Annotated in this window: 17 protein-coding genes and 1 riboswitch; of the genes, 14 read left to right on the top strand and 3 right to left on the bottom strand. The window is 43.1% G+C overall.

The features are described from left to right. The first annotated feature begins 41 nt into the window (after nucleotides 1-41). Nucleotides 42-130, top strand: a riboswitch (glycine riboswitch). 89 nt (nucleotides 131-219) lie between these two features. The 3 genes from GMD6S_RS03660 to GMD6S_RS03650 all read left to right on the top strand — a co-directional run bounded on the left by GMD6S_RS03660 (nucleotide 220) and on the right by GMD6S_RS03650 (nucleotide 3,231). Then, on the top strand, nucleotides 220-1,542 hold the full coding sequence (locus tag GMD6S_RS03660; protein ID WP_000891449.1) for an alanine/glycine:cation symporter family protein: 1,323 nt from the start codon (nucleotides 220-222) through the stop codon (nucleotides 1,540-1,542). 130 nt (nucleotides 1,543-1,672) lie between these two features. Next, the gene (locus tag GMD6S_RS03655; protein ID WP_000206771.1) at nucleotides 1,673-2,221 is read left to right on the top strand and encodes a carboxymuconolactone decarboxylase family protein; all 549 of its coding nucleotides are present in this window, start codon (nucleotides 1,673-1,675) and stop codon (nucleotides 2,219-2,221) included. 110 nt (nucleotides 2,222-2,331) lie between these two features. Next, nucleotides 2,332-3,231 carry a TDT family transporter gene (locus GMD6S_RS03650; protein ID WP_000735943.1) on the top strand — a complete coding sequence of 300 codons (900 nt, stop codon included), beginning with the start codon at nucleotides 2,332-2,334 and terminating at the stop codon, nucleotides 3,229-3,231. Between the two features lie 23 nt (nucleotides 3,232-3,254). Here the strand turns inward: GMD6S_RS03650 and serS are convergent, their stop codons facing one another. The 3 genes from serS to GMD6S_RS03635 form a co-directional block, all read right to left on the bottom strand. Next, a complete protein-coding gene (serS, locus tag GMD6S_RS03645; protein ID WP_000884223.1) occupies nucleotides 3,255-4,529 on the bottom strand; it encodes a serine--tRNA ligase in 1,275 nt (424 codons plus the stop codon). A gap of 213 nt (nucleotides 4,530-4,742) precedes the next feature. Further along, on the bottom strand, nucleotides 4,743-5,114 hold the full coding sequence (locus tag GMD6S_RS03640) for a DUF956 family protein (RefSeq protein ID WP_000079378.1): 372 nt from the start codon (nucleotides 5,112-5,114) through the stop codon (nucleotides 4,743-4,745). Nucleotides 5,115-5,116: 2 nt separating this feature from the next. Then, entirely contained in the window at nucleotides 5,117-6,481 is a 1,365-nt protein-coding gene (locus tag GMD6S_RS03635) for an aspartate kinase (protein WP_000869639.1), read from the bottom strand. A gap of 282 nt (nucleotides 6,482-6,763) precedes the next feature. Between GMD6S_RS03635 and GMD6S_RS03630 the strand changes: the two genes are divergently transcribed. The 11 genes from GMD6S_RS03630 to accC all read left to right on the top strand — a co-directional run bounded on the left by GMD6S_RS03630 (nucleotide 6,764) and on the right by accC (nucleotide 15,665). Then, a complete protein-coding gene (locus GMD6S_RS03630) occupies nucleotides 6,764-7,549 on the top strand; it encodes an enoyl-CoA hydratase (RefSeq protein ID WP_001015588.1) in 786 nt (261 codons plus the stop codon). 90 nt (nucleotides 7,550-7,639) lie between these two features. Continuing rightward, nucleotides 7,640-8,074, top strand: a complete 435-nt coding sequence (fabT, locus tag GMD6S_RS03625) for a fatty acid biosynthesis transcriptional regulator FabT (RefSeq protein ID WP_000386334.1) — start codon at nucleotides 7,640-7,642, stop codon at nucleotides 8,072-8,074. Further along, nucleotides 8,074-9,048, top strand: a complete 975-nt coding sequence (locus GMD6S_RS03620) for a beta-ketoacyl-ACP synthase III (RefSeq protein ID WP_000852970.1) — start codon at nucleotides 8,074-8,076, stop codon at nucleotides 9,046-9,048. The genes fabT and GMD6S_RS03620 overlap by 1 nt, the downstream gene beginning before the upstream one ends. A gap of 57 nt (nucleotides 9,049-9,105) precedes the next feature. Beyond that, nucleotides 9,106-9,330: an acyl carrier protein gene (locus tag GMD6S_RS03615; protein ID WP_000257840.1), complete on the top strand. Its 225-nt coding sequence runs from the start codon at nucleotides 9,106-9,108 to the stop codon at nucleotides 9,328-9,330. Nucleotides 9,331-9,447: 117 nt separating this feature from the next. After that, on the top strand, nucleotides 9,448-10,422 hold the full coding sequence (gene fabK / locus GMD6S_RS03610) for an enoyl-[acyl-carrier-protein] reductase FabK (RefSeq protein WP_000857451.1): 975 nt from the start codon (nucleotides 9,448-9,450) through the stop codon (nucleotides 10,420-10,422). Beyond that, nucleotides 10,415-11,335 carry an ACP S-malonyltransferase gene (fabD, locus tag GMD6S_RS03605; protein WP_000167654.1) on the top strand — a complete coding sequence of 307 codons (921 nt, stop codon included), beginning with the start codon at nucleotides 10,415-10,417 and terminating at the stop codon, nucleotides 11,333-11,335. Before fabK ends, fabD begins: the two co-directional genes overlap by 8 nt. Before the next feature lie 45 nt (nucleotides 11,336-11,380). Then, nucleotides 11,381-12,112, top strand: a complete 732-nt coding sequence (gene fabG, locus GMD6S_RS03600; protein WP_001177607.1) for a 3-oxoacyl-[acyl-carrier-protein] reductase — start codon at nucleotides 11,381-11,383, stop codon at nucleotides 12,110-12,112. 28 nt (nucleotides 12,113-12,140) lie between these two features. Then, nucleotides 12,141-13,376: a beta-ketoacyl-ACP synthase II gene (gene fabF, locus GMD6S_RS03595; RefSeq protein WP_000774051.1), complete on the top strand. Its 1,236-nt coding sequence runs from the start codon at nucleotides 12,141-12,143 to the stop codon at nucleotides 13,374-13,376. 2 nt (nucleotides 13,377-13,378) lie between these two features. Continuing rightward, nucleotides 13,379-13,867, top strand: a complete 489-nt coding sequence (gene accB, locus GMD6S_RS03590; RefSeq protein ID WP_001052304.1) for an acetyl-CoA carboxylase biotin carboxyl carrier protein — start codon at nucleotides 13,379-13,381, stop codon at nucleotides 13,865-13,867. Next, entirely contained in the window at nucleotides 13,864-14,286 is a 423-nt protein-coding gene (gene fabZ, locus GMD6S_RS03585) for a 3-hydroxyacyl-ACP dehydratase FabZ (RefSeq protein WP_000565515.1), read from the top strand. The genes accB and fabZ overlap by 4 nt, the downstream gene beginning before the upstream one ends. 11 nt (nucleotides 14,287-14,297) lie before the next feature. After that, a complete protein-coding gene (gene accC / locus GMD6S_RS03580; RefSeq protein ID WP_000488663.1) occupies nucleotides 14,298-15,665 on the top strand; it encodes an acetyl-CoA carboxylase biotin carboxylase subunit in 1,368 nt (455 codons plus the stop codon). Nucleotide 15,666 lies beyond the last annotated feature (1 nt).

Here is a 15,666-nt window from a genome sequence, read left to right as displayed (position 1 = left end):
TAATAGAAGTGGAGAAAGGTTTGTTTTCCATGACTGTAAATGGACGGAACTCTGGAGAGACCGTAAAGGCACCGAAGGGGCAAGGCAGGCAACTGCTCAAACTCTCAGGTAAAAGGACAGAGCTAGGATAGACCGCTTTTTGGCATTTATCTAAGCATTCCAGAGTACATGTATCTTGCATGTGCTCTTTCTTTTGGGGTTGAAAGATAGGAGAAGGATATGTTAGAGTTGCTAAAAGCGCTTGATGCTTTCGTTTGGGGGCCTCCCCTCTTGATCTTATTGGTCGGAACGGGTATCTATTTGACCATCCGACTGGGCCTTTTGCAGGTTGCTCGTCTCCCTAAGGCTTTTCAGTTAATTTTCACCAAGGACAAGGGACATGGTGATGTGTCGAGCTTTGCAGCTCTTTGTACAGCTCTAGCTGCCACCGTTGGTACGGGAAATATCATCGGAGTCGCGACAGCCATTAAGGTTGGAGGACCAGGGGCTCTCTTTTGGATGTGGATGGCAGCCTTTTTTGGAATGGCGACCAAGTATGCCGAAGGCTTGCTAGCTATCAAATATCGCACAAAGGATGCAAATGGAGCTGTAGCTGGAGGACCCATGCATTACATCCTTTTGGGGATGGGAGAAAAGTGGCGTCCACTTGCTATCTTCTTTGCCCTAGCGGGTGTATTGGTAGCCCTTCTAGGGATTGGTACCTTTACCCAAGTCAATTCGATTACAGAATCCATTCAAAATACAGCCCAAGTTGATCCAGCTATCACAGCTCTGATTTTATCCATTTTTGTAGGGATTGCCGTCTTTGGTGGCCTCAAATCCATATCAAAAGTTTCGACAGCAGTGGTTCCTTTTATGGCTATTGTCTATATTTTAGGGACTCTTACAGTTATTCTCTTTAATATCGAGAAAATCCCAGCCACACTTGCCCTCATCTTTACTTCAGCCTTTAGTCCAACTGCTGCGGTAGGTGGTTTTGCAGGTGCCAGTATTCGGATGGCTATCCAAAATGGTGTGGCGCGGGGAGTCTTCTCTAACGAATCTGGTCTTGGTTCTGCTCCCATTGCAGCGGCTGCAGCTAAGACAAATGAGCCTGTCGAGCAAGGCTTGATTTCCATGACAGGAACCTTTATTGATACCCTCATTATCTGTACGTTGACTGGTTTAACAATCTTGGTAACTGGGGTTTGGAGTGGTGATTTGAATGGGGTTGCCTTGACCCAGTCAGCCTTTTCAACAGTTTTTTCATATTTTGGACCTTCCCTCTTGACCATTTTCCTTGTACTCTTTGCCTTTACGACGATTCTCGGATGGAACTACTACGGAGAACGCTGTTTTGAGTTTCTCTTTGGTGTTCGTTTTATCTGGCTTTACCGTGTAGTCTTTGTAGTCATGGTCTTGTTGGGAGGATTTATCGAGTTGGATATGGTCTGGATTATTGCAGATATCGTCAATGCCTTGATGGCTTTACCAAACTTGATTGCCCTCTTAGTCTTATCGCCAGTCGTCATTGCTGAGACTAAACAGTATTTTAAACACTAACCCAATCACACTTTTAGTGTGATTTTTTCATTTCATAGACATTTCCTATCAAGGCTATTGGAAATATATATTATCCAAGTGAAAAATTCTATGATAGACTAAATGACAATAAAATGAAAAGAGGTTTCTTATGACAACATTTACCATCCACACAGTAGAATCAGCACCAGCAGAAGTGAAAGAAGTTCTTGAAACAGTACAAAAAGACAACAATGGCTATATTCCCAACCTAATCGGTCTCTTGGCCAACGCTCCTACCGCGCTTGAAGCCTACCGAACTGTCGGAGCCATCAACCGCCGTAATAGTCTGACCCCAGTTGAGAGAGAAGTGGTGCAAATCACAGCTGCGGTAACCAATGGATGTGCCTTCTGTGTCGCAGGTCACACCGCCTTTTCGATCAAACAAATCCAGATGAATGATGATCTTCTTCAAGCTCTTCGCAATCGCACTCCAATCGAGTCAGATCCTAAGCTAGATACTCTGGCCAAGTTTACCTTGGCAGTCATCAATACCAAGGGTCGTGTAGGCGATGAAGCGCTTAGTGAATTTTTGCAAGCTGGCTACACGCAACAAAATGCCTTGGATGTGGTTCTCGGTGTTAGTCTTGCAAGTCTTTGCAACTATGCCAACAACCTAGCTAATACGCCTATTAATCCAGAATTACAACCTTATGCCTAGTTCGAATCAGAAAGAAAAAATGAAGACTGAGCAATCCAGTTTTCATTTTTCTATGCTATTTTAAGCGCTTTTATGCTATACTAATAATAACATGATTATTGGAGGCTCGGATGAAAAAGCTCCCCTTAGTATTCTCTGGCTGTTTATTAGGTTTAGCAGGTGCAGGAAATCTGATTGCAGATACTTGGCCAGTTCTGTCGCATTTATTTAGTCTGACTGGATTAGTTTTGTGGCTTTTCTTTCTGATTCTTCATCTTTTTAATTGGGAAGAAACCAGGAAAGAATTGACCAAGCCCCCTCTTTTATCTGGGATGGCCACTTTTCCTATGGCTGGGATGATTTTGTCGACCTATGTCTTTCGCGTATTCCCTGCTCTTCCTTTGGTAGCACAAGGGATCTGGTGGTTTTCATTTCTCTTGGATTTGGTTTTGATTGCTACTTTTACCATCAAATTTGCCTGTCCAGGTCGGAGGGTCAATGCGACTCCTAGCTGGACGGTACTCTATGTGGGGATTGCAGTAGCAGCCTTGACCTATCCTCTGGTAGGCATTATTGAGATTGCCTATGCAACCTTGAGTTTTGGTTTTGTCTTGACCTTCTATCTCTATCCGCTTATTTATAGCGATTTAAAGAAAGAACCACTCCCACTAGCCTTGCTTGGACAAGAAGGGATCTACTGTGCTCCCTTTTCTCTACTCTTGGCTTCCCTGGTTCGAGTTGGAGGAGCAGGCCTACCGACTTGGCTCCTGATCGTCATGATTTTGGCATCTCAGTCCTTCTTTTTCTTTGTTTTGACTCGCCTGCCCCATATTTTAAAGCGAGGATTTCAACCAGCCTTCTCAGCCCTCACCTTCCCAACCATTATCACAGCTACTTCGCTCAAGATGGCTCAGGGAATTTTGAAACTTCCATTTCTGGATTATCTGGTATTGGCTGAAACCGTTATTTGCCTCACTATTTTATTCTTTGTCTTGGTTGGTTATCTGATTTGGTTACGAAAAAAGGTCTAGCTAGAAATAGCTAGGCCTTATTGTTATGGTTTGATAACTTCAGCTCCACCCATGTATGGACGAAGTGCTTCTGGAATAGTTACAGAACCATCTTCATTTTGATAGTTTTCAAGAATGGCAGCCACTGTACGTCCGACTGCAAGTCCAGAACCGTTCAAGGTGTGAAGGAGTTTCACCTTGCCATCCGCTTCATCACGGTAACGGATTTGAGCACGACGGGCTTGGAAATCTTCTGTATTCGAACAGCTTGAGATTTCACGGTAGGTATTTTGGGCTGGAATCCAAACTTCCAAGTCATAAGTCTTGGCAGCTGAGAAGCCCATGTCCCCAGTAGAGAGGGCAACGACACGGTATGGAAGGTTGAGTTTTTGAAGGATGTTTTCAGCGTTGGCTGTCATTTTTTCCAATTCTTCGTAAGATTCTTCTGGTTTGGTAAATTTGACCATTTCAACCTTATGGAATTGGTGCAGACGAATCAAGCCGCGTGTATCACGACCAGCAGAACCAGCTTCAGAACGAAATGAAGGACTCATAGCAGTGAAGTAGATTGGTAGGTCTTTACCGTCAAGGATTTCATCACGGTAGTAGTTTGTAAGAGGCACTTCAGCTGTAGGAATGAGGACATAATTAGTGTCTTTCAATTCAAAAGTGTCTTCCTTGAATTTTGGATATTGACCAGTACCAAACATTGAGTCATGGTTAACCATGTATGGTGTGATGACTTCGGTATAGCCCTCTTTACCATGCTCATCCAACATGAAGTTGTAGATAGCCCGTTCCAAACGAGCCCCAAGTCCTTTATAGAAGAGGAAACGAGCGCCCGTTACCTTACCACCGCGTTCCCAGTCAAGGATACCCAAGTCTTCACCAAGATCCCAGTGAGCTTTTGGTTCGAAGTCAAACTCGCGTGGGCTACCCCAACGGCGGACTTCCACATTGTCATCTTCATCAGCCCCAACAGGAACACTGTCAGCTGGGATGTTTGGAAGAGTAGTGGTAAATTCTGTTAATTTAGCATCGATTTCTGCCAATTCAGCATCCAAGGCTTTGACTTCAGCAGATAGGGTTTGCATTGCAGCAATCTTGTCATCGGCATTTTCCTTGTTGCGCTTGGCTTGGGCAATCTCAGCAGAAACTGTGTTACGTTCTGCTTTTAGAGTTTCAACCTTGACCAAGACGTCACGACGTTTAGCATCGATTTCTTTCATCTCATTTAAGATAGCAGCATCTACACCACGTGTAGCTAATTTTTCAGCGACAGCATCAAAATCTGTGCGAATACGTTTAATATCTAACATAAGAACTCCTTTATGAAAAAAGCACACCTGACAAAGCGTTGGAGTGGCAGGGCCACGGTTCCATCCAACTTCACAGGTGTGCACTTGATTATATATGTAATTGTGAACAACGGTAGAATTTCACCTATCCCTCCTATCTGCTCGCAGCACCCGCAGACTTTCTGAAAGAAGGAGATAACTTACTTATCCGTTGCTATGATTATACTAAAGTTTCTACTTTTTTGCAAATAGATTTTTAAATTTTTGACCAATGGTCTGAATCAAAGTAGGAAGTTTGACAACCTTGTCGTTTCCTAATTTTTCACGAGCGATTTTGAGGATAGCTCCAGAGTCTTTTGAAGCAAAAAGGAATTTTCCTTGATCAGTGAAGACTTCAAAGTGGCGGCTGATCTTGCGACCACTTACGTTGGCTCCGATTTGCTGAATGCTGGACCAGGGGATTTGGATATATTGTTCGACATTGACATCAGGATAAAACTCTAAGGCTTGATCCCCAACTAGAAATTTTCCAACTTTTCCAGAGATAGAGAGGTAAGATGTCCCAGTAGTTTGGAGGTCAATGACTTGATTGAGTGATTGGGCCATGATTAGTCTTCCTTACTTTCACCGAAAAAGGCATGATAGAGAGCCTTGATAGCTGCTTTTTCTTGCTCTTTATTGACAACAAACATGATGGAAACTTCACTTGAACCTTGGGACATCATCTGGATGTTGATTTTATTCTCAGACAAAGCACGTGTTGCAGTAGCAGTTACCCCGATATGGCTCTTCATCTTTTCTCCAACAATCATAATGATGGAAAGGTCATGTTCGATTTCAGCATGGTCCACTTCAGCCTTTTGAACGAGTTGACGTAGGATTTCTTCTTCTTTGATAGGAGTTAATTCACGGGAGCGGAGGATGATTGAAAGATCGTCAATACCTGTAGGCATGTGTTCCCAACCGATGTTGAGGTCCTCAAGGATTTGCAGAACCTTGCGACCAAACCCGACTTCGCGGTTCATGAGGTATTTTGACATGTTGATGCTGACGAATCCTGAGTCACCTGCAATCCCTACTATTGGGAATTTATCACTACTGTGTTCTAAAACAATGCGTGTTCCTGGGTGGTCAGGGTTGTTGGTATTCTTGATGACAAGAGGAATTTTTCCGCGGTAAGCGGGTAGAAGAGCTTCGTCATGAAGAACTGAAAATCCAGCGTAAGCCAACTCACGCATTTCACGGTAGGTTAATTCAGGAATGGAGTGTGGTTGGTGGATAATACCAGGGTGGGCAGCAAAGATACCATCTACGTCTGTAAAGTTCTCATAGAGATCAGCCTTAACACCTGCTGCAATGATAGAACCTGTGATATCTGAACCACCACGTGAAAAAGTACAGATTTGATTTTCCTTAGTCACACCAAAGAAACCAGGGATGACAAGGACTTCGTTGCTATCAGCCAAGCCTTCAATCTTGTCATAACTAGATGGGATGATGCGTGCGTTTCCTGGTTCACTTGTGACAACGATCCCAGCTTTTCTTGGGTGAACATAGCGTGCATCGATACCGTTTTGGTTAAAGTAGGCTGCAATCAATTTGGCATTGTTATTTTCTCCAGCCGCTAGGAAGGTATCATAGAGAAATTCATTGTCCTCTATAGGAAGAGTTGCCAAGGCCCGAATACTTTTAGAGATTTTTTCTAAAACAGCAGGTTTTAACCCTAGTTCACTAACCATAGCGGCATAACGGTCAATGATCCAGCTTTGGCTAGCACTGATGTCATTTCCAGCCACATAGTCGCGATAGTATTTAATCAAAGCATCAGTTACCTTGGTATCTTCAGCATTGCGTTTGCCGGGTGCAGAAACGACTACAAAACGGCGTTCTTTATCACTTTTAACGATGTTTAAAACTTTTTCTAACTGACCAGCAGAGGCAAGCGAGCTTCCGCCAAATTTTACAACCTTCATAAGGACTCCTCAAGTAAGTATTTTATACGATTATAGCAGAAAGAGGGGTATTTTTCAATGAAGAAAATAACTTCCTATTATAATAGAAGAAAACACTAACTTATTTTGAAAAGGGATAACAGTTTAAAAGTAAGGGTGTCAAATTTTACTCACACTCATAAATGATGGGTAAATAATCAGCTGAGACACTTTCCTTTAGTTTTTCCTTGCCTCTTTATCCAAAAAAAGGTATACTTTGATGATAAAACAATTTTATTGCCTTATAAAAGAAAAGGAGAAGCTATGAATCATATCTTATATCAGATCGTAGATGATCTGGCTATCATTACTTTGAATCGTCCCGAAGTGGCAAATGGTTTCCATATCCCAATGTGTGAGGAAATTTTAGAAGCTTTGACTCTAGCGGAGCAGGATCAAGCTGTGCAGTTCATCTTGATTAATGCGAATGGGAAGGTCTTTTCAGTTGGAGGAGACTTGGTTGAGATGAAACGCGCAGTAGACGAAGATGATATCCCTTCTTTGAATAAGATTGCAGAATTAGTCAATACAATTTCTTTTAAAATCAAGCAAATTCCTAAACCTGTTTTGATGGAGGTAGATGGAGCGGTTGCTGGTGCTGCAGCAAATATGGCAGTAGCAGTTGATTTCTGTTTAGCGACTGACAAGGCAAAATTCATTCAAGCCTTTGTCGGAGTTGGATTGGCGCCAGACGCTGGTGGGATTCATCTCTTGAGTCGTAGCATCGGGGTAACACGGGCTGCACAACTTGCCATGACAGGTGAAGCCTTAACTGCTGAAAAAGCGCTAGAATGGGGCGTGGTATACCGTGTTTGTGAAGTTGACAAATTAGAAAAAACAAGAGAACAAGTTCTGAAAAAATTAAGAAGAGGTTCAGCAAACTCATACGCAGCGATTAAAAAGTTAGTTTGGGAAAGTCAATTCAAGGATTGGCAGAATTATGCTGAATTAGAATTGAAACTACAAGAATCGTTATCTCTAACTGAAGATTTCAAAGAAGGGGTTCGAGCGCATTCTGAAAGAAGAAGACCAAAATTTACAGGAATGTAAAAAAATACTTGCACAATTTTTTGAAGTTTGTTATACTTCTTTTATCAAATGTTTTGATTGTAAAAGCTTTTTGAGGGGGAGGGAAACGATTTGGACTACCAACAAGTAAATGATTATCTAACATCTATTTTTAATAACGTCCTTGTGATTGAGGAGGTTAGCTTACGAGGTAGTCGATTCAAAGACATCTCCATCAAAGAAATGCACACGATCGATGTGATTGGGAAGTTCCCGGAGGCAACGCCAAGTAAGGTTTCCAAAGAACTGATGGTAACTCTTGGAACAGTGACGACGAGTTTGAATAACCTGGAGAGAAAAGGTTATATTGAGCGTATTCGTTCTGACCAAGACCGTCGAGTGGTCTATCTGCATTTGACAAAGAAAGGTCGTTTGGTTCACCGCCTTCATAAACGATTCCACAAGGCTATGGTCGAAAAAATCATCGATGGCATGAGCCCTGAGGAAAAAGAAGTCATGGGCAGAGGCTTAACGAAACTTTATCAATTTTTGGAGGATTTGAAATAATGGCTTTTGCAAAGATAAGCCAGGTTGCTCATTATGTTCCAGAGCAAGTGGTCACTAATCATGACTTAGCCCAAATCATGGACACAAGCGATGAGTGGATTTCAAGTCGGACAGGAATTAAACAGAGACATATTTCAAAAACAGAGTCTACAAGTGACTTGGCGACAGAAGTTGCTAAGAGCTTGCTGGCTAAAGGGAGCTTAACAGCGGATCAGATTGATTTTATCATTGTAGCGACGATTACCCCAGACTCGATGATGCCTTCCACAGCAGCTCGAGTTCAGGCAAATATCGGAGCGCACAGAGCTTTCGCCTTTGATCTGACAGCAGCTTGCAGTGGCTTTGTATTCGCTCTCTCAACTGCAGAAAAGTTTTTAAGTTCTGGACAGTTCAAAAAAGGGATTGTTATCGGGGCTGAAACCTTATCCAAGGCAGTTGATTGGTCAGATCGTTCGACAGCTGTTCTCTTTGGAGATGGAGCTGGTGGGGTTCTCTTGGAAGCGAGCGAAACACGGCACTTCCTTGTGGAAAGTCTCTATACAGATGGCTCTCGGAGCGAGTGTTTGACCTATGGTCAAACGGCTTTGGCTTCTCCTTTCTCGGATCAAGAAGCAGTTCCTGCTTTTTTGAAGATGGATGGACGAGCAGTTTTTGATTTTGCAAATCGTGATGTTGCTAGATCGATCAAAGAAACCATTGAAAATGGTCCAATCGCAGCATCGGAATTGGATTATCTATTGCTTCATCAGGCAAATATCCGCATTTTGGATAAGATGGCTAAGAAGATCGGCGTAGACCGAGACAAGCTTCCTGCCAATATGATGGAGTATGGAAATACCAGTGCAGCAAGTATCCCGATTTTGCTCTCAGAGTGTGTGGAAAATGGCATGATTCGTTTAGATGGTAGCCAGACGATTCTCCTATCAGGCTTCGGTGGAGGTTTGACATGGGGCACACTCATTCTTACAATCTAGGTAATCATGTGGTAAACACATAGTTATAAATTTTTTATATTTTAAAGGAGTCCTATCATGGCAGTATTTGAAAAAGTACAAGAAATTATCGTTGAAGAACTTGGGAAAGACGCATCAGAAGTAACACTTGAATCTACTTTTGATGATTTGGATGCAGATTCATTGGACTTGTTCCAAGTAATCTCTGAAATCGAAGATGCTTTCGATATCCAAATCGAAGCAGAAGATAACTTGAAAACAGTTGGTGACTTGGTTGCCTACGTTGAAGAGCAAACAAAATAATTAACATATTACTAGAAGGAGTAGGGGAAACCCACTCCCTCTTGTTTAGGTAATAGTTTGAAACTCAAACGATAAACTCATCGAACTATTACGTAAGCAAAGAATGATGGAGGCACTATGAAAACACGTATTACAGAATTATTGAACATTGATTATCCTATTTTTCAAGGAGGAATGGCCTGGGTTGCAGACGGTGACTTGGCTGGTGCAGTATCAAAAGCTGGTGGTCTAGGAATTATCGGTGGTGGGAATGCACCTAAAGAGGTCGTAAAGGCTAATATCGATAAAATCAAATCACTTACGGACAAACCTTTTGGTGTCAACATCATGCTCTTGTCACCTTTTGTAGAAGACATCGTTGATCTCGTGATTGAAGAAGGGGTCAAGGTGGTTACAACTGGTGCAGGAAATCCAAGTAAATACATGACTCGTTTCCATGATGCAGGAATTACAGTTATTCCTGTTGTTCCAAGTGTTGCTTTGGCAAAACGCATGGAAAAAATTGGTGCAGATGCGGTTATTGCAGAGGGAATGGAAGCCGGTGGACATATTGGTAAATTAACAACGATGACCTTGGTTCGCCAAGTTGCTGCAGCTGTTTCAATTCCGGTTATCGCAGCTGGAGGAATTGCGGACGGTGAAGGTGTCGCTGCAGGCTTTATGCTTGGTGCAGAGGCTGTTCAAGTTGGTACGCGTTTCGTAGTAGCCAAGGAATCTAACGCCCATCCAAAATACAAGGAAAAAATCTTAAAAGCGCGTGATATCGATACGACTATTTCAGCTCAACATTTTGGACATGCTGTTCGCGCCATTAAAAATCAGTTGACACGTGACTTTGAACAGGCTGAAAAGGATGCCTTTAAACAAGAAGATCCAGATTTAGAAATCTTTGAGCAAATGGGAGCTGGTGCTCTTGCTAAAGCCGTTGTTCATGGAGATGTAGAAGGTGGATCCGTCATGGCAGGTCAGATCGCTGGTTTGGTTTCTAAAGAGGAAACTGTCGAAGAAATCCTAAAAGATCTATACTATGGCGCTGCCAAAAAAATTCAAGAAGAAGCCTCTCGTTGGGCAGGAGTTGTAAGAAATGACTAAAACAGCCTTTCTATTTGCCGGTCAAGGTGCTCAATATCTTGGGATGGGACGAGACCTCTATGAACACTATCCTATTGTCAAGGAAACCATTGATCAAGCTAGTCAAGTACTGGGTTATGACCTTCGTGACTTGATTGATAAGGAAGAAACAAAGTTAAACCAGACTCGTTATACACAGCCAGCTATTTTGGCGACCTCGGTTTCTATTTACCGACTATTGAAAGAAAAGGGTTATCAGCCGGATATGGTAGCAGGATTGTCTCTTGGTGAATATTCTGCTCTTGTAGCAAGCGGTGCCTTGGACTTTGAAGAGGCAGTTGCCTTGGTTGCTAAGCGCGGGGCTTATATGGAAGAGGCGGCGCCTGCTGGTTCAGGCAAGATGGTAGCCGTCCTCAATACTCCAGTAGATGTGATAGAGGAAGCTTGCAAAACTGCTTCTGAAGTCGGTATAGTCACTCCAGCTAACTACAATACTCCAAGCCAAATCGTCATTGGTGGTGAAGTGGCTGCAGTTGACCGTGCGGTCCAACTCTTGCAGGAAGCAGGAGCCAAACGATTGATTCCTTTAAATGTATCTGGTCCTTTCCATACAGCTCTTCTTGAGCCAGCCAGTCAGCAACTAGCTGGAGCTCTTGAAGGAGTGAGTTTCTCTGACTTTACTTGCCCACTAGTCGGCAATACGGAAGCTGCTGTTATGGAAAAAGGTCGAATCCAAGAGCTTTTGACGCGTCAGGTCAAAGAACCTGTTCGTTTTTATGAAAGTATTGCTGTGATGCAGGATGCTGGGGTAACCAACTTTATTGAAATTGGTCCTGGAAAGGTCCTGTCAGGCTTTGTCAAAAAAATCGATAAAACAGCTCAGCTAGCTAACGTTGAAGACCAAGCAAGCTTGGATGCTTTGTTAGGAAACTAATGATCCCTTCTCCCACAAAATACAACAGGAAACAGGAGAAATAGAATGCAACTTACAAACAAAAATGTCTTTGTAACAGGTTCAAGTCGTGGCATCGGACTTGCCATTGCTCACAAATTTGCCCACCTAGGCGCTAATGTAGTCTTGAATAGTCGAGGAGCAATCTCAGAAGAATTGCTGGCTGAGTTTTCAAACTACGGCGTCAAAGTAGTACCGATCTCAGGTGATGTTTCAGACTTTGCAGATGCCAAGCGTATGATAGATCAAGCGATTGCAGAACTCGGTTCTGTCGATGTCTTGGTCAACAATGCTGGGATCACTCAAGATACGCTTATGCTCAAGATGACCGAAGAAGACTTTGAAAAAGTGATTAAGATCAACTTGACAGGTGCCTTCAACATGACGCAAGCAGTATTGAAACAGATGATCAAGGCACGTGAAGGTGCGATTATTAACATGTCTAGTGTGGTCGGTTTGATGGGAAATATCGGACAAGCCAACTATGCAGCTTCTAAAGCAGGTTTGATTGGTTTTACCAAGTCAGTTGCACGTGAAGTTGCCAATCGCAACGTACGCGTAAATGCTCTTGCACCAGGGATGATCGAGTCAGATATGACTGCTGTTTTGTCTGATAAGGTTAAGGAAGCGACATTGGCCCAAATCCCAATGAAACAGTTCGGTCAAGCAGAACATATCGCAGATGCTACAGTGTTCCTGGCTGGACAGGATTATTTGACTGGACAAGTTCTCGCAGTTGATGGCGGACTTAGCATGTAAAAAATAAGGAAAGATATAGGTAAGACAGATGAAACTAAATCGAGTTGTAGTAACAGGTTACGGATTGACCTCTCCTATCGGAAATACTCCAGAAGAATTTTGGAACAGTTTGCAAACTGGGAAGATTGGAATTGGAGAAATCACTAAGTTTGACCACAGCGAATTTGCTGTGCACAATGCGGCAGAAGTTCAAGATTTCCCATTTGATAAATACTTTGTCAAAAAAGATACCAACCGTTTTGACAACTATTCTTTGTATGCCTTGTATGCGGCTCAAGAAGCGGTGACAAATGCAAATCTTGATGTAGAAGCAATTGATAAAGATCGCTTTGGTGTCATCGTGGCTTCTGGTATTGGGGGAATTAAAGAAATCGAAGATCAGGTTATCCGTCTTCATGAAAAAGGTCCAAAACGCGTTAAACCAATGACACTTCCAAAAGCCTTGCCAAATATGGCTTCAGGAAATGTTGCCATGCGTTTCGGAGCAAACGGTATCTGTAAATCAATCAATACAGCCTGCGCCTCATCAAATGATGCCATCGGAGATGCCTTCCGTTCTATCAAGTTTGGTTTCCAAGATGTCATGTTAGTTGGTGGATCAGAATCATCTATCACTCCTTTTGCCATCGCTGGTTTCCAAGCATTGACTGCCCTATCAACTACAGAGGATCCAACTCGTGCTTCTATCCCATTTGACAAAGACCGTAATGGTTTTGTGATGGGAGAAGGTTCAGGTATGTTGGTTCTTGAAAGTCTTGAACATGCTGAAAAACGTGGCGCAACTATCTTGGCTGAAGTAGTTGGCTACGGTAATACCTGTGATGCTTACCACATGACTTCACCTCATCCAGAGGGTCAAGGTGCTATTAAGGCTATGAAGTTGGCTTTGGAAGAAGCAGAAATTTCTCCAGAGCAAGTGGCTTACGTCAATGCCCACGGAACTTCAACTCCTGCTAATGAAAAAGGAGAAAGTGGTGCGATCGTAGCTGTTCTTGGTAAAGAAGTACCTGTATCTTCAACTAAGTCCTTTACAGGACACTTGCTTGGTGCTGCAGGGGCGGTAGAAGCAATTGCTACCATCGAAGCTATGCGTCATAACTTTGTACCAATGACGGCTGGAACAAGTGAGTTATCAGACTATATCGAAGCGAATGTCGTTTATGGACAAGGCTTGGAGCAAGAAATCCCTTATGCTATTTCAAACACTTTTGGTTTTGGTGGACACAATGCGGTTCTTGCTTTCAAACGTTGGGAGAATAAATAATTATGAATTTAAATGAAATCAAGGACTTGATGGCTCAATTTGACCAATCAAGTTTGAGAGAATTTTCTTATAAAAATGGAACGGACGAATTGCAGTTTAGTAAGAATGAAGCAAGAATGGCTTCTGAAGCATCAGCTCAAGTTGCTCCAGCGCCAGCTGCAGTGGCTCCTAGTCCAGTAGTTTCTGCCCCTTCAACTCCAGTAGAGAGTGCAGTGGAAGAAGCTCCAGCACCAGCTGAAACGACTGTTGCTCCAGAGGGTGATGTCGTTGAAAGTCCACTTGTAGGGGTGGCTTACTTGGCCGCTGGACCAGATAAACCTGCCTTTGTCACAGTTGGAGACAGTGTTAAAAAAGGTCAGACTTTGGTGATCATCGAAGCCATGAAGGTCATGAATGAAATTCCTGCACCTAAGGATGGTGTGGTGACAGAAATTCTCGTTTCAAATGAAGAAATGGTTGAGTTCGGTAAAGGATTGGTACGCATCAAATGATCGATATTCAAGGAATCAAAGAAGCTCTACCCCATCGCTACCCCATGCTCCTAGTGGATCGTGTCTTGGAAGTGAGCGAGGATACCATTGTTGCCATTAAAAATGTGACCATCAACGAACCTTTCTTCAATGGTCATTTTCCACAATACCCAGTCATGCCAGGTGTTCTTATCATGGAAGCCTTGGCTCAGACTGCTGGTGTCTTGGAATTGTCTAAGCCTGAAAACAAAGGAAAGCTGGTCTTCTATGCTGGCATGGATAAGGTTAAGTTCAAGAAGCAAGTTGTACCAGGTGACCAATTAGTCATGACGGCTACTTTTGTTAAACGTCGTGGTACGATTGCTGTGGTTGAAGCAAAGGCTGAAGTAGATGGTAAGCTTGCAGCGAGTGGTACTCTTACCTTTGCAATTGGAAACTAAGGAGGATCTCCATGTTTCGTAAAATTTTGATTGCCAACCGTGGTGAGATTGCGGTTCGCATTATTCGAGCTGCGCGTGAATTGGGCATTGCAACCGTAGCAGTCTATTCAACCGCTGATAAGGAAGCTCTTCACACACTCCTAGCGGATGAAGCTATCTGTATCGGACCTGGTAAGGCGACAGAATCTTATCTCAATATCAATGCGATTTTGTCTGCTGCAGTCTTGACAGAAGCAGAAGCCATCCATCCAGGTTTTGGATTTCTTAGCGAAAACTCCAAGTTTGCCACGATGTGTGATGAAGTGGGAATTAAGTTCATCGGCCCTTCTGGTGCTGTGATGGATACCATGGGAGATAAGATCAATGCGCGTGAGCAAATGATCAAGGCTGGGGTTCCAGTTATCCCAGGATCTGATGGTGAAGTTCACACGGCTGAAGAGGCGCTTGCAGTTGCAGAAAAAATTGGCTATCCAGTCATGCTTAAGGCATCAGCAGGTGGTGGTGGAAAAGGGATTCGTAAGGTTGAAAAGGCAGAAGACTTGGTCGCAGCCTTTGAAACAGCATCCAGTGAAGCCAAGGCCAATTTTGGAAATGGTGCTATGTATCTTGAGCGTGTGATTTATCCAGCTCGTCATATCGAAGTTCAGATTCTTGCGGACCAAGAGGGTCATGTTGTCCATCTTGGTGAACGGGACTGTTCACTCCAACGGAATAACCAAAAGGTCTTAGAAGAAAGCCCATCCATTGCGATTGGCAAAACCCTTCGTCATGAAATTGGTGCTGCCGCCGTTCGTGCTGCAGAGTCTGTAGGCTACGAAAATGCAGGAACGATTGAATTTCTACTCGATGAAGCGAGTGGCAATTTCTACTTCATGGAAATGAATACTCGTGTGCAAGTTGAACACCCAGTCACAGAGTTTGTTTCAGGTGTTGATATCGTGAAAGAGCAGATTCGCATTGCTGCCGGTCAACCTTTACCTTTCAAACAAGAAGATATCGTCCTACGAGGTCATGCTATCGAGTGCCGGATCAATGCAGAAAATCCAGCATTTAACTTTGCTCCAAGCCCAGGGAAAATTACCAATCTCTATCTACCAAGTGGTGGAGTTGGCTTGCGCGTGGACTCAGCAGTTTATCCAGGTTATACTATTCCCCCTTACTATGATAGTATGATTGCTAAAATCATTGTTCATGGGGAGAATCGTTTTGATGCTCTTATGAAGATGCAACGGGCACTTTATGAACTTGATATTGAAGGAGTGCAAACCAATGCAGACTTCCAGTTGGATCTGATTTCAGACCGCCGAGTTATCGCTGGTGACTACGATACTTCCTTCTTGATGGAAACTTTCTTGCCAAAATACCAAGAAAAAGAATAGA

The organism is Streptococcus sp. GMD6S (assembly GCF_000297015.1).
The sequence above is the reverse complement of the archived record's forward strand: the minus strand, read 5'-3'. Positions and strand labels throughout refer to the sequence as shown.